At 65.1% G+C, this 23,872-nt stretch carries 24 protein-coding genes; 10 read left to right on the top strand and 14 right to left on the bottom strand.

The window, feature by feature from the left end; translation table 11 throughout:
• Positions 1-171 precede the first annotated feature (171 nt).
• A complete protein-coding gene (locus tag AX729_RS00240) occupies positions 172-1,026 on the top strand; it encodes an AraC family transcriptional regulator (RefSeq protein ID WP_082770305.1) in 855 nt (284 codons plus the stop codon).
• A 224-nt stretch (positions 1,027-1,250) separates the two neighbouring features.
• On the opposite strand, the gene AX729_RS00245 is transcribed toward AX729_RS00240, so the two are convergent.
• A complete protein-coding gene (locus AX729_RS00245; protein WP_061019895.1) occupies positions 1,251-1,958 on the bottom strand; it encodes a hypothetical protein in 708 nt (235 codons plus the stop codon).
• A gap of 221 nt (positions 1,959-2,179) precedes the next feature.
• On the opposite strand from AX729_RS00245, the gene AX729_RS00250 reads away from it, so the two are divergent.
• A complete protein-coding gene (locus AX729_RS00250) occupies positions 2,180-2,509 on the top strand; it encodes a DUF6949 family protein (protein ID WP_061019896.1) in 330 nt (109 codons plus the stop codon).
• An 83-nt stretch (positions 2,510-2,592) separates the two neighbouring features.
• Complete coding sequence (locus tag AX729_RS00255) at positions 2,593-3,123, top strand: gamma carbonic anhydrase family protein (protein WP_061019897.1); 531 nt, start codon at positions 2,593-2,595, stop codon at positions 3,121-3,123.
• Between the two features lie 2 nt (positions 3,124-3,125).
• Here AX729_RS00255 and AX729_RS40320 read toward each other — a convergent pair whose 3' ends face one another.
• Positions 3,126-3,290, bottom strand: coding sequence for a hypothetical protein (locus AX729_RS40320; RefSeq protein ID WP_197433510.1), 165 nt, complete (start codon positions 3,288-3,290; stop codon positions 3,126-3,128).
• Between the two features lie 93 nt (positions 3,291-3,383).
• Between AX729_RS40320 and AX729_RS00260 the strand changes: the two genes are divergently transcribed.
• The gene (locus AX729_RS00260) at positions 3,384-3,701 is read left to right on the top strand and encodes a hypothetical protein (protein ID WP_082770306.1); all 318 of its coding nucleotides are present in this window, start codon (positions 3,384-3,386) and stop codon (positions 3,699-3,701) included.
• Positions 3,702-3,804: 103 nt separating this feature from the next.
• Entirely contained in the window at positions 3,805-4,158 is a 354-nt protein-coding gene (locus AX729_RS00265; RefSeq protein ID WP_061019898.1) for a hypothetical protein, read from the top strand.
• Between the two features lie 182 nt (positions 4,159-4,340).
• Here AX729_RS00265 and AX729_RS00270 read toward each other — a convergent pair whose 3' ends face one another.
• The 8 genes from AX729_RS00270 to AX729_RS00305 form a co-directional block, all read right to left on the bottom strand.
• A complete protein-coding gene (locus AX729_RS00270) occupies positions 4,341-4,835 on the bottom strand; it encodes a hypothetical protein (protein ID WP_061019899.1) in 495 nt (164 codons plus the stop codon).
• 257 nt (positions 4,836-5,092) lie between these two features.
• A complete protein-coding gene (locus AX729_RS00275) occupies positions 5,093-5,899 on the bottom strand; it encodes an outer membrane protein (RefSeq protein ID WP_061019900.1) in 807 nt (268 codons plus the stop codon).
• Between the two features lie 358 nt (positions 5,900-6,257).
• Entirely contained in the window at positions 6,258-7,004 is a 747-nt protein-coding gene (locus AX729_RS00280; protein WP_245324990.1) for an outer membrane protein, read from the bottom strand.
• Positions 7,005-7,233: 229 nt separating this feature from the next.
• Positions 7,234-7,965, bottom strand: coding sequence for an aspartate/glutamate racemase family protein (locus AX729_RS00285; RefSeq protein ID WP_061019901.1), 732 nt, complete (start codon positions 7,963-7,965; stop codon positions 7,234-7,236).
• Positions 7,966-7,985: 20 nt separating this feature from the next.
• Positions 7,986-8,864, bottom strand: coding sequence for an ABC transporter permease (locus AX729_RS00290; protein WP_061019902.1), 879 nt, complete (start codon positions 8,862-8,864; stop codon positions 7,986-7,988).
• A gap of 2 nt (positions 8,865-8,866) precedes the next feature.
• Positions 8,867-9,826, bottom strand: coding sequence for an ABC transporter permease (locus tag AX729_RS00295; RefSeq protein ID WP_061019903.1), 960 nt, complete (start codon positions 9,824-9,826; stop codon positions 8,867-8,869).
• A 4-nt stretch (positions 9,827-9,830) separates the two neighbouring features.
• The gene (locus tag AX729_RS00300) at positions 9,831-11,120 is read right to left on the bottom strand and encodes an ABC transporter substrate-binding protein (protein WP_061019904.1); all 1,290 of its coding nucleotides are present in this window, start codon (positions 11,118-11,120) and stop codon (positions 9,831-9,833) included.
• A 41-nt stretch (positions 11,121-11,161) separates the two neighbouring features.
• On the bottom strand, positions 11,162-12,148 hold the full coding sequence (locus AX729_RS00305; RefSeq protein ID WP_061019905.1) for an ABC transporter ATP-binding protein: 987 nt from the start codon (positions 12,146-12,148) through the stop codon (positions 11,162-11,164).
• 252 nt (positions 12,149-12,400) lie between these two features.
• Here AX729_RS00305 and AX729_RS00310 point away from each other — a divergent pair, with 252 nt between their 5' ends.
• Positions 12,401-13,108, top strand: coding sequence for a GntR family transcriptional regulator (locus tag AX729_RS00310; protein WP_061019906.1), 708 nt, complete (start codon positions 12,401-12,403; stop codon positions 13,106-13,108).
• A 12-nt stretch (positions 13,109-13,120) separates the two neighbouring features.
• Here AX729_RS00310 and AX729_RS00315 read toward each other — a convergent pair whose 3' ends face one another.
• A complete protein-coding gene (locus tag AX729_RS00315) occupies positions 13,121-13,840 on the bottom strand; it encodes a TetR/AcrR family transcriptional regulator (RefSeq protein WP_245324992.1) in 720 nt (239 codons plus the stop codon).
• A 188-nt stretch (positions 13,841-14,028) separates the two neighbouring features.
• On the opposite strand from AX729_RS00315, the gene AX729_RS00320 reads away from it, so the two are divergent.
• From AX729_RS00320 to AX729_RS00335, 4 genes are all read left to right on the top strand, one after another.
• On the top strand, positions 14,029-15,516 hold the full coding sequence (locus tag AX729_RS00320; protein ID WP_061019920.1) for an efflux transporter outer membrane subunit: 1,488 nt from the start codon (positions 14,029-14,031) through the stop codon (positions 15,514-15,516).
• Positions 15,513-16,628 (top strand): efflux RND transporter periplasmic adaptor subunit, encoded by a 1,116-nt coding sequence (locus tag AX729_RS00325; RefSeq protein ID WP_061019907.1) that lies wholly within the window; start codon positions 15,513-15,515, stop codon positions 16,626-16,628. Before AX729_RS00320 ends, AX729_RS00325 begins: the two co-directional genes overlap by 4 nt.
• A 62-nt stretch (positions 16,629-16,690) precedes the next feature.
• On the top strand, positions 16,691-19,774 hold the full coding sequence (locus AX729_RS00330) for an efflux RND transporter permease subunit (protein ID WP_061019908.1): 3,084 nt from the start codon (positions 16,691-16,693) through the stop codon (positions 19,772-19,774).
• Between the two features lie 401 nt (positions 19,775-20,175).
• A complete protein-coding gene (locus AX729_RS00335; RefSeq protein ID WP_061019909.1) occupies positions 20,176-21,870 on the top strand; it encodes a CYTH and CHAD domain-containing protein in 1,695 nt (564 codons plus the stop codon).
• Positions 21,871-21,991: 121 nt separating this feature from the next.
• Here AX729_RS00335 and AX729_RS00340 read toward each other — a convergent pair whose 3' ends face one another.
• From AX729_RS00340 to AX729_RS39330, 3 genes are all read right to left on the bottom strand, one after another.
• Positions 21,992-22,615: a transglutaminase-like cysteine peptidase gene (locus tag AX729_RS00340; RefSeq protein ID WP_061019910.1), complete on the bottom strand. Its 624-nt coding sequence runs from the start codon at positions 22,613-22,615 to the stop codon at positions 21,992-21,994.
• A gap of 330 nt (positions 22,616-22,945) precedes the next feature.
• Positions 22,946-23,557, bottom strand: coding sequence for a PilZ domain-containing protein (locus tag AX729_RS00345; RefSeq protein ID WP_061019911.1), 612 nt, complete (start codon positions 23,555-23,557; stop codon positions 22,946-22,948).
• 145 nt (positions 23,558-23,702) lie between these two features.
• A complete protein-coding gene (locus AX729_RS39330; protein WP_156456623.1) occupies positions 23,703-23,870 on the bottom strand; it encodes a hypothetical protein in 168 nt (55 codons plus the stop codon).
• Positions 23,871-23,872: the final 2 nt, after the last annotated feature.

Raw genomic sequence — 23,872 nt, forward strand, 5'->3', positions numbered from 1 at the left:
ATGTGCGGTGTTGTTGTCCCAGCCTGCTCTCGGCCGGTGGACGCCCGGGCCGGTCTCTGGCATGCTAATTGCTGGATCCGGCACTACCTATGACCCGCACATCGCGTTATCTGACGGAGAGACACGATGGGTATGCTCGGCAATTCTGTCGATAAATATGTTACCGGCAGAATGCTTCAGACATCCAACGAGCGGCGTTGGTCGCACCTGCTCGCGGAGCGTTGGACCCATGATCCGGGCGATCTGCCGCCGCAATTGCCGCGCGACACCGAGATCGCGATCCTGCTCCGCGGCAATTCGGTGGTCGACCGCGAGGGCGCGGGGATGCGTCAGCGCACCTTCGCCAGGAGGGGCACCGTTTGGCTCTGTCCGGCCGGCATCCGCGAGGATTTCATCCGCGTCGAGAACCCGATGCAGGAATGCCTGCATGTCTTCCTGCCGGGCGAACCGTTCGATGATACAATGCTCAGGGATCTCGACATCGACCCGTCCGGAATGTCGATCCGCTACGAGAGCATCGACCAGGACATCTTCATCGAGCACGTCGCGGACCGGATCCTTGGCGAGCTCGAACATGAGACCTCGACCGGTCGCCTCCTGATCGAGAGCCTGGGACGGGCCCTGTCGGCTCATCTCGTTCACAGCTATTCGGCCACCTCGGTCCGCCTGAAGCAATCCCATGCCGTTCAGAAACCGCTGGACGCCAGGCGCCTGTCGCGCGTGACGGAGTTCATCGCGGCGTCCGTCGATCGAGAATTCACAGTGAAGGATCTGGCGTCAGTGGCCTGCATGAGCCCGGCGCATTTCTCCCGCAGCTTCAAGGCCGCGACCGGCGCGGCGCCGCATGAATATGTCAGCCGGCAGCGCCTCGACCTCGCCAGGCATCTCTTGTCGACCAGCGATCGTCCGCTGGTCGACATTGCTTACGCCACGGGATTTTCGTCGCAGGCCAATTTCAACCGCGCCTTCCGCAAGGCGGTCGGGACGACGCCGAGCCTGTATCGGGCGCAGAAGATTCGGGACTGAGGCCTCTGTCAGGGGTGGACGGACCTCGCCGCCGCGAGAGCTATGTCCTGTCGAGAACCCGGAGCTGCGCGGTCGCCTCCGCGACCGTCACCCCATGCCCGATGGGTCAAATTTACTTCGAAAAATACGAACAAGCGCAGAGGCTTGGCTACTGTGCATGGGGTTGTTTTCGATGTTTTGTCAGGGCTTCGGACTTGCGGCGGGCCAGGGGAGAGCGGCCGAGCTCAGCTCTTCGGCCCGCGCAGCTGCGCCGTCAGCCTGTCCATCGCGTCCGCGACGTCACGCCATTGCGACAGCCAGCTGCGTGGAAAGCGGAAGGTGAGGTCGGCGCCGCCGACGCGGCGCTCCGAGAGGCACATGCCCGGGGTGGCCGCATCGCGCGTGCAGCGCGCGGTCAGCGCGGGGCTCGCAGCGGAATAGAGATCCTCGCTGCCGTAAGGCGTATCGGTGCGGAACATCCGCATCGTCAGCCCGTCCACGGGCGTCGTCGCGGCCTGATCGAGGTAGCGCGGATAGATCGTCGCCGTCCGCTGCTCGGGCGCGAGCGCATCGTGATGGGCCGCGATCGACAGGAAGATGCGGTCGATCGATTGCAACGCCGTTTCCACGGTGTCGGCGGTGACGTGCTTGGGCGCGCCGGGCGGCTCCAGCGACGGATAGAGGAAGTCGAGATCGATGCGCTCCTGCGGCCCCGAGTGCCGCTGGATCTTCATGCGGATCGCAGCCGTCGGCAGGTTGAACAGCGTGCCGCCGATGCTCACCGGCAGCTTATCCGGCGCGTTCGCGCCCCTGGTGCGCCAGGTCGGCCACAGCAGATAGGCGACGAGCGCGACGGCACATGCGGCGGCAATGCCCCCGAGCACGATCGGAACGACGTGCCCGCGGGTGCGCGTGCGGGGGGGCCTGATGGGAGCTGCCGAAAACACCGTCATGAGTTGCGCAAGTCGATCCGGACATCGGCCGGTGGCCGACGAATCAGCGGCGAATATGGCATGCGACGGCGATTTCGCGGAGCGTTCCGGCCTGCGGGGAACGGGGGCGGCCCTGCATGGCCCGGCCGGCCGTGTTAACCTTCCCTTAAGGATAATGTAGCGTTAACCCGCACTCTTTGTCACAGGAAGGAGGTGGCGTTGCGTAAGGGCGGACCGTTCCGATGACACCTGAAGCTCTCAATACCTTTTTCTCGATCTGCATCGGTTTCGCGCTCGCGGGCGCGCTCGTGAACGGATACCAGGCGCTGGCGCCGCGGCCCGCCGGCTTCGGCCTGCTGCAGGACGGCGTCGCGCCGAAAACCTTCGCGGCGGTTCCGTTCCTGGTGTTCGCCGCGCCCTTCATCATCATGCGCAACACGCTGCGCGGCATCCGGGTGGAAAGCCGCCGTGTCGAGTTCGTGATGATGGCGACCGTCATCGCCAGCTTCTGGAGCATGATGAGCGGCACCTTCTTCCTGATGACGCTGCGGGCGGCCGGCATTCTGGTCTGATGCCCGTGCTTTGAGCGCGGCCGGCCCTTTGCCTCTGCGCCGCCGTTTGGCTATGCCAAGGGGCAACGCGACAGGAGACCTCCATGGCGATCTACGAGCTCGACGGGCAGGCGCCCGATCTTCCCGCCGACGGCGATTATTTCATCGCCGAGACCGCCACCGTGATCGGCCGCGTGCGCCTGAAGCCGGGTGCGAGCGTCTGGTTCGGCGCGGTGCTGCGCGGCGACAATGAGTGGATCGAGATCGGCGAGGGCGCCAACGTGCAGGACGGCTCGACCTGCCACACCGATCTCGGCTTTCCGCTGGTGATCGGGAAGAACTGCACCGTCGGCCACAACGTCATCCTGCACGGCTGCACCGTCGAGGAGGGCGCGCTGATCGGCATGGGCTCGATCGTGATGAACGGCGCGAAGATCGGCCACAACAGCATCGTCGGTGCCGGCTCCGTCATCACCGAGGGCAAGGAGTTCCCCGAGCGCTCGCTGATCATCGGCTCGCCGGCGCGCGTGATCCGCACGCTCGATGATGCGCAGGTCCAGAAGATGGGCAGTGCGGCCAGGTTCTACGTGGCCAACGGTCCGCGCTTCAAGAAGGGCCTGAAGCGGATCGGCTGAGATCAGCTTCCCTCGGATTCACTCGCTTCGATCGCGCCTGCGATCCTCTCATGGCCGGCGGCCCAGAGCGCATGCTCGTCGCTGCCGTCTGAATACGGATTGGCTTCAGCCGGAATGTTTTCGCGCGCGGCGCGTTCGCCCTCTGCAAAGGGATCGCGATCGGTCATCGTGATTTGGCCTCCTGGTCTTCAAGCTGATGTGACGGCATTTGTTCCGGAACCGGTCTTCGCCGCAGCGGTTGACCGGCAAAGGAGAATCCGATGGCCCGATCGTCCGCAATCAACTCCATCAAGACCATGACCGTGATCTTCGCACTGGCGGCGATGCCGGCCGTTTCGTTCGCTCAAGCGACCGGCGGCGTTGGCGGGTCGACCGGAGGCTCTGTGGGATCGACCGGAGGCGTTGCCAATTCGCCGGCTCCGCCCCCCGGCACCAACAGCCTGGGTACGGCACAATCATCCGGCCCGGGCGCCGGAGTCACCACCGGCACCGGCGGAGGCGGAGCGGCTGATGCCACCATCAACGCCGAGAACAAGCAGCTCGACAAGAAGGTCAAGAGCATCTGCCGCGGCTGCTGACGCTCGCGCGGAAGTGAGACAGTGTGGCTGTCACGGATTCCCAAGTGACGTTAGCTTTGGTCCTGCTTGAAGCGTGGAGCGTGTCCACGCGGAGGATCGAGTGATGTTACGCAAGATGATCATGGCGGCGTTGACCGTGGTGGCGGTCGGGCTGTCGGTGCCGCAAGTGGCTGAGGCGCGGGGCGGCGGCTTCCATGGGGGAGGCTTCCACGGCGGAGGCGGCTGGGGGCACCGCCACTGGCATGGCGGCGGTTTCTGGCCGGGGCTCGCAATCGGTGCGGGTATCGCCGGTGCCGGCTATTACGGCGGTTACTACGGCTACGGTTACCCCTATTACGGCGGTCCCTACTATTATGGCGTCGGGTATGATGACGGGTATGGCGGCTGCTATGTCGCGCGGAAGCGTGTCATGACGCCGTCGGGATGGCGATACCGCCGGGTCGACGTCTGCGAGTGAGGCGGGAGCCCTGTTAAAGAACAAGGCCGTTGACGCAGTATACCGTCAACGACCTTGCCAGCCCCGGATATTGAAATCGGCTCACGCCATCCGGTAAGGGCGAGCATCGCGCGGAATCATACGGGCGAATGTGATCCAGTTCACAAGTGGCGAAAATAAAGTTCCGTCACGCGGTGATCGGCTCAGCTCCGCGAGCGCTTGCGCGCGCTGGCGTGGACGCGGTGCCGGGCCGGTTTCCTGCGGGTAACCGACGGCGTTTCGACGTCGGTCGTCCGTGCACTGGCAAAGGACTGCCGCAGGCCATCGATGGATTCGTTCAGGCTTGCGACCTGCTCGGACAGCCGCTTGGTATCCGCCTGCTGCGCCGCCATCAGCCGCTTCATCGTGAGGAGCTGGTCCTGCACCAGCTGGAGCTGGTCGATGGATTCCTGCTGCGTCGCCTCCAGTCCCTTGGTCTTCTCGACCAGCTGCTCGGATGCCTGGGCCGTGCCGGCCTGGAGCTGCCGCGATGCCACCACCCGGTCGGTCTCCGGGGCGGCACCGGTATAGGCACGCCAGATCGCGATTGAAGTCGCTCCCGCAATCAGCAACAGGAGGGCTGCAGCGGTCAGCGCAATGGGCTGGCCGCCAAGCCGAAGCAGGGGGTTGGACCGTGTGTCCGCTGCGAGATCGTTCATCGCTGACAAAACCCAAACTGAAACTTTGGCGAATGGCGCAGAGCAGCGACTCAGAGCCGCCGTGGACGTCCTGAAAGTGTTACTGATCGGCAACAATTGGGACCAAAAAGAGGCTGGCCCGCCCAGACCAAACAGAATTCGCCAAAAAAGAGGTTTCGGGATACCGACTTGCTCTCAATGCAACGGTACGCAGCAGGTCCCCGTCCAGGCAGGCAATGCCGAGCTGGTTCGACGGAGCGCGAGTCGGTGCTTCCGCCTCAGAACTTATAGGCGATGCCGACCGTTGCGGTGTGGGTGCGGGCCTTCACATGTGCGGTGAAGCGGTCGTCGAACGCGAGTCCGTTCGCGGTGAAGAAGGTCTGGGTGAACGTCCCGAAATCGGCGTAGCTGTAGTCGGCGCGCACCAGCCAGTGACCGGCGATCATCTGCTCGACGCCGCCGCCGACGGTCCATCCGACTCGAGTCGACGCATGGGTTTCGTTGTAAGTGGCGCCGGTGCAGAAGCTTCCGGGAAACACGGTGCAATTGGCGTTCAATTCGAGGCGTTGCCACGCCACGCCCCCCGTGCCGTAGACCAAGGTGGCGGGTGCGACGAGATAGCCGAGGCGGCCGCGGAGGTTGCCGTCCCACGTTTCCTTCACCGAGGCGGTGGGGAGTCCATTCATCGGTGCGCCGAAAAAGAGACCTGTGATCCCCGGTGCGGGATTGGCCCTCTTGCTGGCATCGGCCCAGCCGAAATTTGCTTCGACACCGGCAACCCAGGACGTCGAGACCTGCGCGTTGTAGCCGAGATAGCCGCCGAACCTGGCCGCGACGCTATCCATCGCGCCGCCGGTCCCGGCCGTTGGAACGAAGATGCCAACGCCGAGACCGGGCGCGACGTCGCTGGTCCGCCAGTCATTGTCTCCCCAGCGGGCGCCGATCGAAACACCGGCGTAAAATCCCGACCATGACGGCGCCGCAGCCGGCGGCGCCTTCACCGGCATGTCGGCGGCCAGTGCCGGGCCTATCAAGGCAGCCCATGCCAGCGTCCCGGCAACGATTGAGATCAAGTATTTCGTCATGCACCGCCCCCGCGCGCGTCCCGAATCAGAATTCTTGCAGACTCGCAGGTCGCAGCGAGCGCGACAACGATTGTGGAACTCGATGCTGCAATAGGGTCACGATGTTGCCGACAGGACACGCCGCTTCCGGCAGGGAGCGGCACAGTTGCGCAACGCTTACGACTCGAAGCTCGACAACATTCCGGAAGTCTTCGACCGCGGGGCCGCATACGGGCCGAGCCGCGATGTCGTCAGCCCAAGCCGCACCAGCGATTCGGCCAGCGTCACGGCTGCCAGGGACGCCGTCGATCACGGCAGAGACCGTGTATGGCTTCGGCACGGTCGTCGCGGATCGCGGCCTCTTGTCAGTGAGTCCGCTTCAGAACTTGTAGGCGATGCCGACCGTCGCGGTGTGGGTGCGGGCCTTCACGTGCGCGGTGAAGCGGTCGTCGAATCCGATCCCGACTCCCCCTGCAGTGAAGAAGGTCTGGCTCCAAGTCCCGAAATCGGCATAGCGGTAATCGACGCGCGCAAGCCAATTGCCGCCAATCATGTGCTCGACACCGCCACCGAGGGTCCAGCCGACTCTGGTCGATGCATAGGTTTCATTGTGAGCACTGCCGAAGCAGAACGAGTTTCCGGGAACGACGGTGCAATTGGCGCTCAGTTCGAGGCGCTGCCACGCCACGCCGCCCGTGCCGTAGACCAAGGTAGCGGGCCCGACGAGATAACCGAGACGACCACGGAGGCTGCCGTCCCATGTTTCCTTAACGGTGCCGGATGGAAGGCCGACCAAAGGGGCGCCGAAGAAGAGCCCAGCTGTGCCCGGTAAGGGAGTCGCCGTCTTCTTGTTGTCGGCCCACCCGAAATCGGCCTCCACGCCGGCGATCCAGGATGTCGATATCTGTGCGTTGTAGCCGAGATAGCCCCCGAACCTGGCCGCGACGCTGTCGATTGCGCCGCCTGTGCCCGCTGTCGGGACGATCGCGCCGGCAAAGTTCGGGGAGACGTCACTGGTCTGCCAGTCGTTGGCAGCCCAGCGAGCGCCGATCGAAACACCGGCGTAAAATCCCGACCATGACGGCGCCGCAGCCGGCGGTGCCTTCACCGGCATGTCGGCGGCCAATGCCGAACCCGCGACAGCGGCGCAGGCCAGTGCTCCTGCAATCATTGCAGACAAGTATCTCGTCATGCTCCGCCCCCGCGTGCGCCCCGAATCAAAGTCTTCGCAGGCTCGCAGGTCGCAACAGGCGCGACAACAATTATGGAACTCGATGCCGCGAAAAGCTTGCGCTGTTGTCGGCCGGGCACACTGACGCTCTGCTGATGCAGTCCAGAGGTATGTGGTGCTGCACCTACGGACGAAAGCCCGACAACAATCCATCATAGGGTTTCGCCCGCGGCGCGGCGTACGGGCCGAGCCGCGACGTCGTCAGTCCCAGCCGCACCAGTGATTCGGCCAGCGTCACCGCTGCGGCGACGCCGTCGACCACGGGCAGGCCGTGCGTGGCGGCGAGCTCCGCGGCGAGATCGGCCATGCCGGCGCAGCCTAGCACGATGGCCTCGGCGCGGTCGTCACGGATTGCGGAAGTGATCTCCGCCGAAATTTTGCCGAGCGCATCGGTGTTGCGCTCTTCCAGTGCCAGCACCGGCACTTCGGCGGCACGGACGCGGGTGCAGCGTTCGGCGAGCCCATATTTCCTCAGATTGTGCTCGATCGGAATAATGGACACACCGAGCGTCGTCACCACGGCGAAGCGCGCGGCGACCAGGCTCGCCATGTGGAAGCCGGCCTCGCCGATGCCGATCACCGGCGCTTTCGCGGCGGCGCGCGCGGCATCGAGGCCGGTGTCGTCGAAGCAGGCGATGATGTGGGCCTCCGCGCCGTCACGGTCGGCGTCACGGATGCAGCCGAGCATGCCGGGGACGGCGAACGCCTCGTCGTAAAATCCCTCGATCGAGACCGGGCCCATCGTCGGCTGACGTGCATCGATCACCGTGTCGGGCAGGGCGACGCTGCGCGCCGCAGCGGCGATCTTCGCCGTCATCGACGCGGTGGTGTTTGGATTGACGACGTGCAGCCGCATCGGATCAGACAAGTCCCTTGTCAGACGAGTCCCTTGCCGGCGTCCGAGCCCTTGGCCGCCTGCCGCTTGTTGAGCATGGCGATGGTGCCGAGCGCAAGCGCGATCACCGTGAACGAAACGGCCGAGATCACGGTGCCGAGCGCATAGATGTCGGGGTTCGTCACTGTCGTAGTGAGGCCCTGAAGATCGAGCGGCAATGTATTCACCGCCCCGATCGCCTGGCTGGAGCGCGCGAGCTCGTCCCAGGACAGCGTGAAGCCGAACAGGCCGATGCCGATCACCGAGGGCAGGATGATCGGCAGTACGACATGGCGGAACGTCTGCCACGGCGTCGCCCCGAGATCGCGCGCGGCTTCCTCGAGCCTGGGATCGAAGCGGTTGAAGATCGCGAACATGATGAGCAGGCCGAACGGCAGCGTCCAGGTCAGATGCGCGCCGAGCCCGGAGGTGAGCAGGCCCATCGAGGTCTCGAAATTCTCGTTCCAATGCGCCTTGATCAGGTCGTCGATGATGCGGAATTCGAGCGAGATGCCCAGCGAGGTGATGATCGAGGGCACGATCAGGCTCGCGATCGCCGAATAGAACAGGATGCCTTGCGCTTTGAACTTGCGGCGGAACGCCATGCCCGCGGCGACCGACAGCACGACGGTGAGGACCATCACGACAAGGCCAAGCAGCAGCGAGCGGCGAAAGGCCGCGCCGAGATCGACGATGCCGGTGCCCTGGAACAGCTTTGCGATCCAGAAGGTCGAGACGCCGTTCATCGGGAAGGTGAGGCCGCCCTGTGGCCCCTGGAACGACAGCACGTAGATCGCGATCATTGGTCCGTAGAGGAACAGCACATAGGCCGCGAAGAAGATCGCGAGCACGTAGAAAGAGCGAGGACGTCCTTCCCTCATGCTCAGAGCTCCTTCTTGATGTCGACGATGCGCGACATCATGGTGATGATCAGGAAGGTGATGACGAGCAGGATCACGGCGTTCGCGGCGGCCGCCGGGAATTGCAGCGCGTTCACGCGCGTCTCGATGATCTTGCCGGCGGCGGCGATCTGCTGGCCGCCCATCACGCCGATGGTGATGAAGTCGCCCATCACGATGGTGATGACGAAGATCGAGCCGATCACGATGCCGGGCTTGGCCAGGGGAATGATGACGTTGACGAGCGTCTGGAAGCCGGTCGCGCCGGCGTCATAAGCGGCCTCGATCAGCGACTTGTCGATGCGGATCATCGAATTGAAGATCGGCACCACCATGAAGAAGGTGAAGAGGTGCACCAGCGCCAGCACCACGGAGAATTCGGAGAACAGCAGCCATTCGATCGGGTGGTTGATCAGGCCCGTCTTCATCAGGCCCGAGTTCACCAGGCCGTTGCGCCCGAGCAGTGGAATCCAGGCGATCATGCGGATCACGTTGGACGTCCAGAACGGGATCGTGCACAGCAGCGACAGGCCCATCTGCCAGGTCTTGGACTTGACGTGGAAGGCGAGGAAATAGGCGACCCAGAAGCCGATGAACAGCGTGATCGCCCAGACCAGGAAGCACAGCTTCAGCGTCTTCAGATAGGTCTTGCCGATCGTGCAGAGTTCGGGGAGCTGCGCGATGCAGCCTTCGAACGTGTCGGTATAACCGCGGCCGGAGAAGGCCGGCAGCAACTGGTATTCGTTGTAATCCCAGAACGAAACGATGACGACGAAGACCAGCGGGATCAGGAAGAAGGCGAGAAACACCAGCATCATCGGCCCGGCCTGGAGCCAGGAGATGAAGGACGGTGACAGGCGCGCAGCCTTGCCGCGGCGCGCCGTCTCAGATCCCCGGACGGCGTCCGGGGATGCGTGATGCAGGATGTCCTCGGAGGTGTCCATCACGTTACGCCGCGATGAACTCATTCCATTTGCGGACCATGTAGTCGTTCTCGTCCATCACGGCATTCCAGCACGCGACGGCGCCCATGCGGTCCTCGTAGGAGCCGCCGTCACGCACGGCGCCTGCCTTTTCCAGGAGCGAACCGTCGGGCGCCTTGATGTCCTTCTCGGCCGGCTTGCCTTCCATCCAGTACGCCCACTCGTAGGGCTCCATGTGCGCCTTCGCGGTGGAGAGCACGGCGGAGTAGTAGCCCTGACGGTTGAGATAGGCGCCGGCATAGCCTGACAGGAACCAGTTCACGAACTCATAGGCCCATTCGAGCTTGGCACCCGAGACGCCCTTGGAGACGCAGAAGCCCGAGGCCCAGGAGCGGTAGCCTTCCTTGAGCGGCTGGAAAGTGCAGGGGATGCCCATCGAGCGCACCTTCGTCACCGCCGGCGACCACATCGACTGAATGACGGTCTCGCCCGAGGCCATCAGGTTGACACTCTCGTTGAAGTCCTTCCAGAAGGCGCGGAACTGGCCGGCCTTCTTGGCTTCGGTCATGACCTTCATGGTGAGATCAATCTCTTCCTTGGTCATGTTGCCTTTGTCGGCATATTTGTACTTGCCGGAGGCTTCCACGACCATCGCGGCGTCCATGATGCCGATCGAGGGGATGTTGAGGATCGAGGCCTTGCCCTTGAACTCGGGATTGAGCAGCTCGGACCACGAGCTGATCGGCCGCTTGATCAGGTCGGGGCGGATGCCGAGCGTGTCGGCGTTGTAGACGGTGGGGATCAGCGTCACGAATTCGGTCGCCGACGTCGCGAATTTCTTGGAGTCCTTGCCTTCGAGGTAGAGCACCTTCCAGGGCGCGGTGCCCTGGCCGCCGATCTTCTTGCCGCCGGGCGTCTCGCCCTTGGTGAAGACAGGCGTGATGTTGTCGAACTGTTTGATCTTCCTGGCGTCGAGCGCGAGGATGTTGCCCGACGGAACGATCTTCTTCAGCGAGAAATACTCGGTGTCCAGCACGTCGAAGGAGTTCGGCTGGGTCATCACGCGCTTGGTGACGTCGTCGGTGGTCGCGGTGATGTATTCAATCTTGATGCCGGTGTCCTTCAGGCACTGCTTCGCGATGTCGTCGCCCTCGTTGACGGCGGTGCCGAGATAGCGAAGCACCTTCGCGTCGGCGGACTTCACGTAGGGAAAGCCGGTGATCGCCCCCGAGCCGGCGGCAAGGCCGGCGAGACCTGCGGTGCCCTTGAGCAGCGTGCGGCGGCTGACGCCCTTCGTCCTGGTGGTCTCGGTCATGTCATCACTCCTCTGTTGCGCATTCCAGTGGTCGATCGGCGCTATTGCAGGGGTTGCGCCTTGGCGGGATCCCAGGTCGCCAGCACGCGGTCGCCCGGACGGAACGGGTGGACGTCGAAGGCGGCTTCGGGAACGTGGGAGAACAGGGCCGTGCCGTCGTCGAGCGTGAGCGAGACGGCGATGTAGGAGCCCTGGTACTCGGTCTGGGTCAGCAGCGCCGGCGCACCGAATGCGCCGTCAGTGAACGGCACGATGCCGAGCTGATCGGCGCGGACGGCGATGAGCTTGCCGGCGTCGCTGAGCACGTTGTGGCCGCCGATGAAGCGCGCCACGAATTCGGTGCGGGGATGATGGAAGATGTCGCGGGCGGTGCCCTGCTGCTCGATGCGGCCGTGGTTCATCACCACGATGTGGTCGGCGAGCGCCATCGCCTCTTCCTGGCCGTGGGTGACCTGGATGAAGCTGATGCCGAGCTCGCGCTGCAGCCGTTTCAGCTCGCCGCGCATCCTGACGCGCAGGAACGGATCGAGCGCGGAGAGCGGCTCGTCGAGCAGGAGGATCTGCGGCTCGGTGATGAGCGCGCGGGCGAGTGCGACGCGCTGCTGCTGGCCGCCGGACAGCTGCGCCGGAAGACGGCCCGCATATTGGCTCATCGCGACCAGCTCGAGCAATTCGCCGGCGCGCTTGTGCCGCGTCGGCTTGTCGACGCCGCGCATCTTCAGGGCGAAGGCGACATTGTCCAGCACCGAGAGATGCGGAAACAGCGCGTAGGACTGGAACATCATCGCCGTGCCGCGCTTGGCCGGCTCGAGATCGGTGACGTTCTGCGCGCCGAGGATGATGTCGCCCTCGCTGACCGCCTCGTGCCCCGCGATCATGCGCAGGGTCGACGTCTTGCCGCAGCCGGAGGGGCCGAGCAGGCAGCAATAGGTGCCGGCCGGGATCTTCAGGTTGACGTTGTCGACCGCCAGCGTGGTGTCGTAGCGCTTGGTGACGGCGACCAGTTCGAGAGCGGCGGGAGTGGCCATGGCGTGTCCGAGCAGGGGCGATGCTCGCCTCTCTCCGCAAGCTCCGTGCCAATAGCCCTCAGCCGACCGGCTCCGGAAAACTGTGCAGTGGAGTCAGATCGTTAGGTCAAATTCCGGCTCGTTTGGCCGGCCGGTGTCGGCGCACCCATCTGCACACAAAACGAGCGCGGATTGTATAAAGTTTCGCCTGTGATTGGATACAGCTCGTCGACTACCATTCGGCCGAACGTCGCCGATCGAGCCCTCACACCAATGGCCGCCAAGACCCGCCCGAAATCCGATGCGCCAGATGCGAGCGATCGCGTCAGCCGTATCCGGGAGGGCGTGACCGCCGCGATCCTCGAACATCGCCTGCTGCCGGGCACGAAGCTCGGCGAGGACGAGATCGGCGACATCTACGGCGCGAGCCGCACGCTGGTGCGCACCGCGCTGCAGCAGCTCGCGCATGAGGGCATCGTCAACATCGAGAAGAACCGCGGCGCCTTCGTCGCGCGCCCGACTCCCGCTGACGCCCGCGAAGTGTTCGAGGCGCGGCGCCTGATCGAGCCTGCCATCGTCGATCACGCGATCGATGCGGCGTCCCCGGCCTGGATCGACCGCCTGCAGCGCCATCTCGCCGAGGAGCGCGAGGCGGAGCTGCGCGGCGATACGCGCGCCTCGGTGCGGCTCTCCGGCGAATTTCATCGTCTCGTCGCCGAGATGAGCGGCCACAGCATCTATCTCGGCTTCCTGAAGGAGCTGATCGCGCGCTCCTCGCTCATCATCCTGCTCTACCGTCGCCACGACACGCCGGCGTGCGGCACCGATCATCACGCCGGAATCGTCGAGGCGATCGGCCGGCGTGACGGCGAGGCCGCGCGCGCGCTGATGCTGTCGCATCTGCAGGAGATCGAGGCCGAACTGTTCCTGAAGGAACTCGCCGCCGGGGATTGGCGGCTTGCCGACGTGCTGGGCGCCTGAGCCGCCCTGATACTAGCGGCGCGCAGATGCCTTCGCCGGCTTTCGCCGCGTCTCCTTCACGGCCGCGGGACGTCGCTCATAGGCCGCCAGAAACACGTTGATGCCATTCTCGATCAGCGCGCGATGGCGGACCGGGCTCGGCGTCTTCATCGAGAGAGCCCATTTCAGGATCTCCTTGCCTTGGATCAGGCTGAGAAACTGCGTGGCCGCCATGGCGACGTCGGAGATGTCGACGAGACCCTGCGCCTGCGCTGCACGCAGGAAGGCTGCCACCTCGGCGTCGCAGCGCTCCGGTCCGGACTTCATGAAAACCTCCGCCACGCGCGGATAGCGCGAGGCGCAGGACATCACGAGTCTGTGCACGGCAAGCCCGCGCTGGTCGAGAAAGGCTTCGAGGAACGTCGTGGCAATGGCGTGGAGCTCTGCCCTGAGATCGATCTTGCCGCCGTGGTCTCGCCATAGCGTCTTCGGCCCGAAGCGCTTGCACTCCTCGTTCACCAGCGCCAGCAGCAGATCGTCCTTGTCGTCGAAATGAACGTAGAGCGTCGCCTTCGAGACCCCGGCCTCGCGCGCGATCGCGTCCATGCTGGTGGCATCGAAACCCTGATCGAGAAAGAGAACGCGGGCGCCGTCGAGAATCTGGCTGTACTTGGCCCTGGCGCGCGGCTTCTGACTCGTATCGGCCGATCCTTTGGTCTCTCGCATCTGCGTCTTGGGCACCGTAACCGTCATTTGACCGGCAACTCCACGGCTTGACTTTTGGTTCCTGTCTGCACCATACAGCCTGCCGGATAAAAACTAAACGGTTTAGTTCTTTGACAGCTCCTCTTCCATGCAGGCCCACGCACGTCCCCTTCGTCGCAGGAGGGGGGCGGCCGGCGCGGGTCGCGGCCTGGGCCGGCGTCGCGCTCTGCGGCGCTCTGCTGGCGTCCTGCGCCGTCGGACCGGACTTCGTCTCGCCGGCCGGACCGGCCGTGCACGGCTACACACGCGAGCAGCGCCCGGCCGCCACCGCGAGCGCGCCGGTGACCGGCGGCAATTCGCAGGGCTTCGAGACAGGCAGGGACATTCCCGGCGCGTGGTGGGCGCTATTCCGCTCCCGGCAGCTCAACGCCTTCGTCGAGGAAGCCATCCGCAATCATCCCGACGTGCAGGCGGCGCAGTTCGCCTTGCGCTATGCGCGGGAGAATGCGCTGGCGCAGCAGGGCAGCCTGTTTCCGCAGGTGTCCGGCAGCGCCTCGGCGGAGCGCGACCGGACGAGCACGTCGCAATCGGGGGTGTGGCCGGCGCAAGGTTCGACCTACACGCTCTACAACGCCTCCGTCAGCGTGTCCTACGCGCTCGACATCTGGGGCGGCACGCGGCGTCAGGTCGAGGCGCTGCAGGCCCAGGCCGACTATCAGGGCTTCAAGCTCGAAGCGACCTATCTCGCGCTGACCGCCAACGTGGTGACGGCCGCGATCACGGATGCCTCGCTGCGCGACCAGATCCTCGCGACCGAGGAGATCATCAAGGCGGAGTCGGACCAGCTCGCACGCATCCAGCGCCAGTTCGACATTGGCGCGATCTCCAAATCCGACCTGCTGTCGCAAGAGGCGACGCTGGCGCAAGCCAAGGCGACGCTGGCCCCGCTGCAGAAGCAGCTCGCACAGCAGCGCAACCAGCTGATGGCCTATCTCGGCCGGCTGCCGAGCCAGGACCGCGGCGAGCATGTGCGGCTGGCCGATCTTCGCCTGCCCGGCCGGCTGCCATTGTCGCTGCCCTCGACGCTGGTGCGGCAGCGGCCGGACATTCGTCAGGCGGAAGCGACCTTGCATCAGGCGACCGCAACCGTCGGTGTCGGCATCGCCAACCTGCTGCCGCAGCTCACGCTCTCGGGCAGCTACGGCGCCACCGGCCCCGAGCGGCTGTTCTCGCCGGAGACGATCGTCTGGAGCGCGGCTTCCAGCGTCAGCCAGAAGATCTTCGACGGCGGAACGCTGTATCACACCAAGGAGGCCGATGTGGCGGCCTTCGAGCAGGATCTTGCGCTTTACAAGAGCACCGTGGTGACCGCGTTCCAGAACGTCGCGGATTCCCTGCGTGCCATCCAGTACGACGCCGCGACGCTGAAGGCGCAGGCCGCCGCCGAGAAGGCGACGGCCGACAGCCTCGCGATGGCGATCGAGCAGTTCAAGACCGGCGCCGTGCCCTACGCCAACATCATCAACGCCCAGGAATCCTATCTCAACGCGCGGGTGTCGCGCATCAAGGCGCAGGCGACGCGCTTCACCGACACCGCCGCGCTGTTTCAGTCGCTCGGCGGCGGCTGGTGGAATCGCGTGGATGAAACGCCGGACGCGCTGCCGCGCGCCAATGCCGGTTACTTCGCCGGCGTCGACAAGAAGACCGAGGACGCGTTGCGATGATCAAGCGGATGACAATCATGCTGTGCGGGATGGCGATCCTGTTCGGCGGCCTTTACGGATTCCAGACCTTCAAGGAGATCATGATCAGGAAGGCCATCGGCGCGATGGCCAATCCGCCGCAGACCGTCTCCACCGTGGTCGCCGCGAACGCGCCCTGGCAGTCGAACCTGAGCGCGGTCGGCTCGCTGCGCGCCGTCAACGGCGCCGATCTCGCGCTTCAGGTCGCGGGCATCGTGCAGAGCATCGAGTTCTCCTCGGGTGACAGCGTCACGGCGGGACAGACCCTGCTGTCGCTGGTGGCGACCGACGATCTCGCCAAGCTGCGCTCACTGCAGGCGACGGCGGAGAACTACGCGATCGTGCTCAAGCGCGACGAGGAGCAGATCAAGTTCAACGCGGTGAGCCAGGCGACGGTCGACAGCGACAAGGCGAACCTGAAGAACGCCCAGGCCTTGGTGGAGCAGCAGAAGGCTCTGCTCGAGCAGAAGACGTTGAAGGCGCCGTTCTCCGGGCGCCTGGGCATCCGCGCCGTCGATCTCGGCCAGTATCTCTCCGCGGGCACCAGCATCGTCACGCTGCAAAGTCTCGATCCGATCTATGTCGACTTCTACCTGCCTCAGCAGGCGCTGGCCTCGATCCGCATCGGGCAGGACGTGTCGGCCGCGGTCGATGCCTTTCCGGCCGAGCGCTTCACCGGGCAGATCACGGCTATCAATGCCAAGGTGGATTCAGCCAGCCGCAACGTCCAGGTTCGCGCCACCTTGCGCAACGGCGAGGCCCGGCTGCTGCCCGGCATGTTCGCGAAGGTCGAGATCGCCGTCGGCAAGCCCGAGCAGGTCGTCACCCTCCCGCTCACCGCGATCGTCAACAATTCCTACGGCGATCTGGTCTACCTCGTCGACGATCTCCATGACGGGCAGGGCACCGCACGGCAGATGTTCGTCAAGACGAGGCCGCCGAAAGGCGATCGCGTCGCGGTCAACGATGGGATCAAGCCGGGCGAGACCGTGGTCGTCGCGGGCCAGCTGAAGCTGCGCAACGGCAGCCCGGTCAAGATCGACAATTCACACGTGCCGCAGGCGGAGGCCGCGCCCAACATCGTCGACCACTAGGCGTCGCGACGACGGCGCGGGATACCGCAACAAAGAGTGCCGAGAAACGAGTTCAGGACAAGATGCGCTTCACCGATATCTTCATCCGCCGGCCGGTGCTGGCGCTCGTGGTCAGCGCCCTGATCCTCGTGCTCGGCCTGCGCTCGATGTCGACGCTGTCGATCCTGCAATACCCGCGCACGCAGAACGCCATCGTCACGGTGAGCACCGCCTATGCCGGCGCGGATTCCGACATCATCGCCGGGTTCATCACGACGCCGCTCGAGAACGCCATCGCCCAGGCGAACGGCATCGACTACATGACGTCGAGCAGCGTCACCGGCTCCAGCACCATCACGGTCAATCTGCGGCTGAACTACGATTCCGGCAAGGCGATGACGGAGATCAACGCCAAGGTCAATTCGGTGCTCAACCAGTTTCCGACCGGCACGCAGCAGCCGACGCTCACGCTCAAGGTCGGCCAGACCATCGACGCGATGTATATCGGTTTCGCCAGCGACGTGCTGGCGCCGAACCAGATCACCGACTATCTGACGCGCGTGGTGCAGCCGCGGCTGCAGGCCGTCGCCGGCGTGCAGACCGCCGAGCTCCTCGGCGCCAAGAAGTTCGCACTCCGCGCCTGGCTCGATCCCGACAAGCTGGCGGCTTACGGCCTCACCGCGACCGACGTCTCGACGGCGCTCTCGGGCAACGACTACATCTCCGGCCTCGGCGCGACCAAGGGCCGGCTGGTGCAGGTCGACCTCGCGGCCTCGACCAACCTCCATTCGCTGGAGCAGTACCGCAACCTCGTGGTCAAGACCGTCAACGGCGCCATCATCCGCCTGCGCGACGTCGCCAACGTCACGCTCGGCAACGACGACTACGACAGCGAGACGCGCTTTAACGGCAAGACCGCGGTCTACATCGGCATCCAGACGGCTCCGACCGCCAATCTGCTCGACGTCATCAACGGCGTGAAGGCGGTGCTGCCTGACATCAAGGCGCAGCTTCCCAACGGGCTGTTCGGCGAGGTGCTCTACGACTCCACCGACTTCGTCAACTCGTCGATCAACGAGGTCATCCACTCGCTGCTCGAGGCGGTGGTGATCGTGATCGTCGTGGTGTTCCTGTTCCTGGGCTCATGGCGCTCGGTCCTGATCCCGGTCATCGCGATTCCGCTGTCGCTGATCGGCACGTTCGGCCTGATGCTGCTGATGGGCTTCTCGATCAACCTGCTGACCCTGCTGGCACTGGTGCTCGCGATCGGTCTCGTCGTCGACGACGCCATCATCGTGGTGGAGAGCGTGCACCGGCTGATCGACGAGGGCGTTGCGCCGGTCGAGGCGGCGATCCAGTCTGCCCGCGCGCTGGCGAGCCCGATCATCGCCATGACGGTGGTGCTGATCGCGGTCTACGTGCCCGTCGGCTTCCAGGGCGGTCTCACCGGCGCGCTGTTCACCGAATTCGCCTTCACGCTGGCCGGTGCCGTGACGGTGTCGGCGGTGATCGCGCTGACGCTGTCGCCGATGAACTGCGCCTGGCTGCTGCGCCGGACCGAGCGCGACGCGACCAATTGGGAAGCGCGCCTCGTGCGCCGGATCGACCACGTGTTGGAGTGGCTCTCCAGCGCCTATCGTCGCCGGCTCGAGGCCGTGTTCACCATGAAGCCGGTCGTGGCCGTGTTCGCGCTGCTGTTGCTCGCCGGCATCCCCTGGCTCTATGCGACCTCGACCAGCGAGCTGGCGCCGGACGAGGACCAGGGCGTCATCCTCACGCTGACGACGGCGGCGCCGTCGGCGACGCTCCAGCAGCGGCAGTTCTATGGCCGGCAGCTTTATGACCTCGTCGCCAAGCGCCCCGAGACCGCCACCGTATTCCAGATCGACGCCTCGACCCAGGTGATCAGCGGCTGGGTGCTCAAGCCCTGGGAGCAGCGCGCGCTCACCACCAAGACGCTGCAGCCGGACTTCCAGAATCTGCTCAACACCATCGCGGGCACGCGCTCGGTCGCCTTCCAGCCGTCGCCGCTGCCGGGCAGCAACGGCCTCCCGATCCAGTTCGTGATCGGCACGACCGGCTCCTATGACGAGCTCAACGAGGTTTCGCGCAATTTCATGGTGCAGGCGCTCAAGAGCGGGCAGTTCATCTTCCTCGACACCGACCTCAAGATCGACAAGCCGCAGACCATGGTCACCTTCGATCGCGACAAGGCCGGCGACCTCGGCCTGAAGATGAGCGACCTCGGCGGTTCGCTCGCGACCATGCTCGGCGGCAACTATCTCGACTATTTCAGCCTGGACGGCCGCTCCTACAAGGTGATCCCGCAGGCGCGGCAGAACGAGCGGCTCAACGCGGACCAGTTGCTCAGCTACTACATCAAGGCGAGCGACAATTCGATGGTGCCGCTGTCGACCGTCGCGCATCTCGAGAACAGGACCGTCCCGCAGTCGCGCAACCACTTTCAGCAGATCAATGCGGCGACGATCTCGGGCGTCGCGATGCCGACGGTGTCGATGGGCAGCGCGCTCGCCACGCTCAAGGATCTCGCGAAGACCCTGCCGGCCGGCTACACGGTGGATTTCGGGGGCGCCTCGCGGCAGCTCGAACAGGAGTCGGGCGGCTTCGTCACCACGTTCGCGTTCGCCGTCATCATCATCTTCCTGGCGCTCGCCGCGCTGTTCAACAGCTTCCTCGATCCCATCGTGATCCTGGTGTCGGTGCCGATGTCGCTGGCCGGCGCCCTGATCTTCATCAGCCTCGGCATCGGCGGCGCCAGCCTCAACATCTACACCCAGGTCGGGCTGCTCACCCTGATGGGCCTCGTCAGCAAGCACGGCATCCTGATGGTCGAGGTGGCCAACGAACTGCGCCTCGAGGGCAAGGCGGCGACGGAAGCGATCATCGAGGCGGCGGCGATCCGGCTGCGGCCGATCCTGATGACGACCGCTGCGATGGTGCTCGGCGTGGTTCCGCTGATCACCGCGAGCGGTGCGGGCGCGGTGTCGCGCTACAACATGGGCCTCGTGATCGCGACGGGCCTGTCGATCGGCACGCTGTTCACGCTGTTCGTGGTGCCGGTCGCCTATGCCCTGATCGCGCGGCCGACCGCGATGCCGACCGAGACGGCGGGGGCCTCGGCCCAACACGTTGCGGCGAGCCCCTAGGGGCCCAGCCATCTGGGGGAACGTTTCTAGCTCTGATCGCGGGGAACCGGTGGCCTCTGCGGCGCCCGACTTGCGGGCTCCGGAACCGCGTTGCGGTTCGCAGCGCTTGTCACAATCGCGGGTCTGTCATCGGACGCGTGGCTTCTAAGCGTCTCCAGAACCAGAAAGAATTTCTTTGCCAGCCATGAGTCGAGCTCGCGAAGGCGTCCATCTCGGTTTCGAGAACGACGAGATTCGTCATCGATTCGATCGCCCGCGAACCTCTTCAACAATATAGTTCGCAAGCTTGCTGCGGATTATGACAGTCGACAATCACGCGGCGCGACGTCACGTGACTATGCCTTGCGGGCCTGACCGGCTATATGCTGTCGCTCTGTCATTTAATTGTCATGTTACCTCGAATGCTGAAATCAGACGCAACACCGGCTCGCAAGACCCCGAGCGCGCCGGAAGGGAATGCTGTCCCGAAGGACAAGAGGACGCAAGTCGTCGCCGGCTTCCTCAGGCAGGTTGATCCGGCCGAGCCTGCAATCGTCGGGGGCGCCGTGAGTGATGAGACGCCATCGCCAGACGCCTCGCCCGCGCCGGAGCCGACGCAGTCGAGCGTTGCCGCGCATCCCCATGAAATCGAGCTCAAGCTGCTGGTCGATGCCGATCGCATGGCGCATTTCAACGCCGCGCCCGTCATCGCGGCCAATGCGCGCAACAAGGGCTCGCGGAGACATCTCAAATCCGTCTACTATGACACGCCCGAGCGGATGCTCCGGCGCAACGCCCTCAGCCTGCGCGTTCGCCAGAGCGGCGCGCGCTTCGTGCAGACCGTGAAGACCGACGCAGCGGACGATCCGCTGCGACGCGGCGAGTGGGAGGCGGGCGTAGCCTCGCTTGCGCCAGATCTCGCTCTGGCGATGCCGTTCATTCCGGAGAAGCTTCGCAGCCATCTCGAAGCCCTGCCGCTCGAAGCCGTCTTCACCGCCGACGTCCATCGCCACGCGCGGATGATCGAGCTGCCGTCCGGCACGGTCGAGATCGCCTTCGACCATGGCGCGCTGACGGCAGGTGATCGATCGCTGCCGGTGAGCGAGATCGAGCTGGAGCTCAAGAGCGGCAGCGCCAGCACGATCTTCGAGGTCGCCTTGCGGCTGGCCGAGCACGGCGCGGTGAAGCCGTCCATCCGCAGCAAATCGGCGCGCGGCTTCGACCTCGCCGCCGGCACGCCGCCCGCGGCAAGACGCCCCCGAAAACTTCGCCTCGACCCGTCGGTGACGCTCGACGAGGCGTTCGCGACGATCCTGCGCTCCTGCTTCCTGCATCTGCTTCAGTCGCTGCCGGCGGCCGAGGACGGGCGCAATCCGGAAGGCGTGCATCAGCTGCGCGTCGCGCTGCGCCGAATCCGTTCGGCGCTGGGCCTGATGCGCTCGGTCGGCGCGCTCAGCAATCTCGACGCACTGCGATCGGAGGCGCGGTGGCTGGCGCAAGACCTGTCCGCTGCACGCGACTGGGATGTGTTCCAACTCGAGACCTTGCCGGCGATCGCGAAGGCATGTCCTTCCGTCGCCGGCTTCGATGCGCTCGGCCGGGCTGCGGCCGAGCGCCAGTCCGACGCCTATCGCAGGGCACATCACGCGCTCGACGACCGCCGCTGCGCCATGTTCCTGATCGGTCTCGGCAACTGGATCGAGACACGGGGCTGGCGCAACGACGTCGCCGCCGAAGATCTCGGCCGGCTCGCCGAGCCCGCCGTCAATTTCGCGCGGCGCATTCTCTCGGAGCAGTACGCCAGGGTGCTCAAGCGCGGCCGCCGCTTCAAGTCGCTCACGATGGAAGAGCTGCACCGGGTGCGGCTCGCGACCAAGCGGCTGCGCTATCTCAGCGAGTTCCTGCTGCCGTTGTTTGCAGATCGCAAGTCCGCGAGGAAATTTGCCCGCAGGCTCGCCGGCTTGCAGGAGGAGCTCGGCGCCTTCAACGACATGGCGGTCACGGCCGCCGCGATCGCCGGCTGGCAGGCGCGTGCATCGATCGGCGTCAGGCCCGCCTTGCAAGGCACCTGGCGCGATTTCACCGCCGCGCGCGTGCCATGGTCGTCACAGGGCTGATTGGAGCTCCTCCCAAAAAGTTGCGGCCAGCCATTGGGGGATGGCTGGCCGCGCGCGAACCGGTCTGGGACGGGGAGGGGTGGGGATGTGACCGGGTCGCGTGTCTCGTTGTCTCTTTCTGCTAGTCTTTCGCGCTGGCGGTGGAGACCGCCGGCTTGGTATCGCCCAGCGAGACCCAGACGTTGGGATCGCTCTGCGACTGGCGCTTGACGAAGCGGTAGCCGGTCTCCGTCCAGGCAACGACGCTCTCGTTCTGATTGTCGAGAACGAACTCGCCCTTGTCGGTCTTCACCGTCAGCACCGCGTGGCCTTCGCCCTTCTTGTCGCGCACGACGGTGATCAGCAGGGCCTGGCGCGGCCATCCGGCGTCGATCAGCATCTTGCGCTTCAACAGCACGTAGTCTTCACAGTCGCCGTAGCCGTCGGTCGGCAGCGACCACTTCTCGATCACGCCCCAGTGCTCCTGGTCGGTCAAAGGCTTGACGGTCTCGTTGACCCAGCGATTGACCTTGACGAGGTCGCGCCATGCGGCCTGCGACATCACGATGTCGCGCGGCTGCATCGGTGCGCCCTGGCACTGAGCGGCATTGTCCGCGCAGAACTCGACCCAGCCGATCGGCGCACGCGTGGTGTCGCCGAGGCTCGCGTAGAGCAGACGGCTTTCGCCGGCCTGCGCTGCGGCGCTGATCCCGAAGAGCATGGCGACCAGCGCCAGCCTCTTCCCCTGTCCCTTGAAGTCGAACATTGCGGCCCCCGTTTCTTGTTGGGACCACATTGCGCACGGAGCTTTTGAGCTGCCGCTAAGTCAGTCGGGTCAAGTCGAGACGAATGCAACTAAAAGGCGCGGCGAATTCGATCTGTACTTGAATCGAATTCGAATAAAATCCGACAAGACTGCAATCGATTCAAATTTTACCGATTAACGCGGAGACGCTGCCAAAAGCGCCGTTTGCGCATATCCGCAACCGGCGCGTTAACCGCAAGGCGTCCGCCGCGGGACATGAAAAAGGCGGCGTCCGCATCGCGGAGACCGCCTTCGAGGCTGGGAATATCGGGATTTTCGCGTCCTCGCGCTTTACCGCGCGGTAACGCTCTCTTCGAGAGTTTCGATCGGCTGCTCGTGCATGAACTCCAGCGCGAAGCCGTCCTCGAGGTTTCGGACCACGCGGCCCTGGACCCGGCCGAGCAGAACCGTCGATTTCAGCGGCGGGCGGTTCTCGGCGGCGATCGCGGCGCCCGACAGCGAGAGGTCGATGATGCGGCAGGTCATCTTGGTGCCGTCCTCGAGCGTCAGCACCGCGATGGGGTTGCGCGGCACGATACGGTCGTGGCGGCGGTCCTCCGGCAGATTGAGGATGTCGCGGTTGGCGAGCCAGGTCAGCTGGGCCGCGAGCTTGTCGCGCTTCCTCGGCGTCGCACCGATCGTCATGGCGAAGCCGTTGTCGATGATGCGGGTGATCTTGCCCTCGACGCGGCCGATATGGTCGAGATAGGCGACCACGCGGTCCCCGACATTGCCGATGCCGGGGGCGAGCAAAGCGAGGCCCCCCGGCGACATGTTGATCACCTGGCAGGGGAATTCCCGGCGGTCCGGCAGCATGTAGCGGCCGAGCAGGTGAACCTTCACCCGCTGGAAGCGCCTGCGCTCCTCGGCGGCCGGAAGAAATTTTTTGTTCGCCAACGCCATTTTCAACACCCGACCCCCCGCCCGGGCGGAGTCCGGGACGACCCTAAGGTGCATAGGGTTAATGTCGCGTTAGGATTGGATGCTGGCGGTAACGGACAGACACAATGCGTACAAAAAGCCACGTCCCGATGGCCGGCGTTACCGTTCAAGCCGTCCTCGCCCCCGCCGATGTAACAGGCCCAGGAACACCAGCAGCACCGCGGCCGAGATCGCGGGCAAAGCCCGCCATCTGGGCATGATTGGCGTTGCCGGTCATGAAGGAGGTGAGGCCGGCAAGCCGGATCACCTCCGTCAGCACCGACTGGCCGTCCATAA

Source organism: Bradyrhizobium sp. CCH5-F6, from assembly GCF_001556045.1.
Taxonomy (GTDB): domain Bacteria; phylum Pseudomonadota; class Alphaproteobacteria; order Rhizobiales; family Xanthobacteraceae; genus Bradyrhizobium.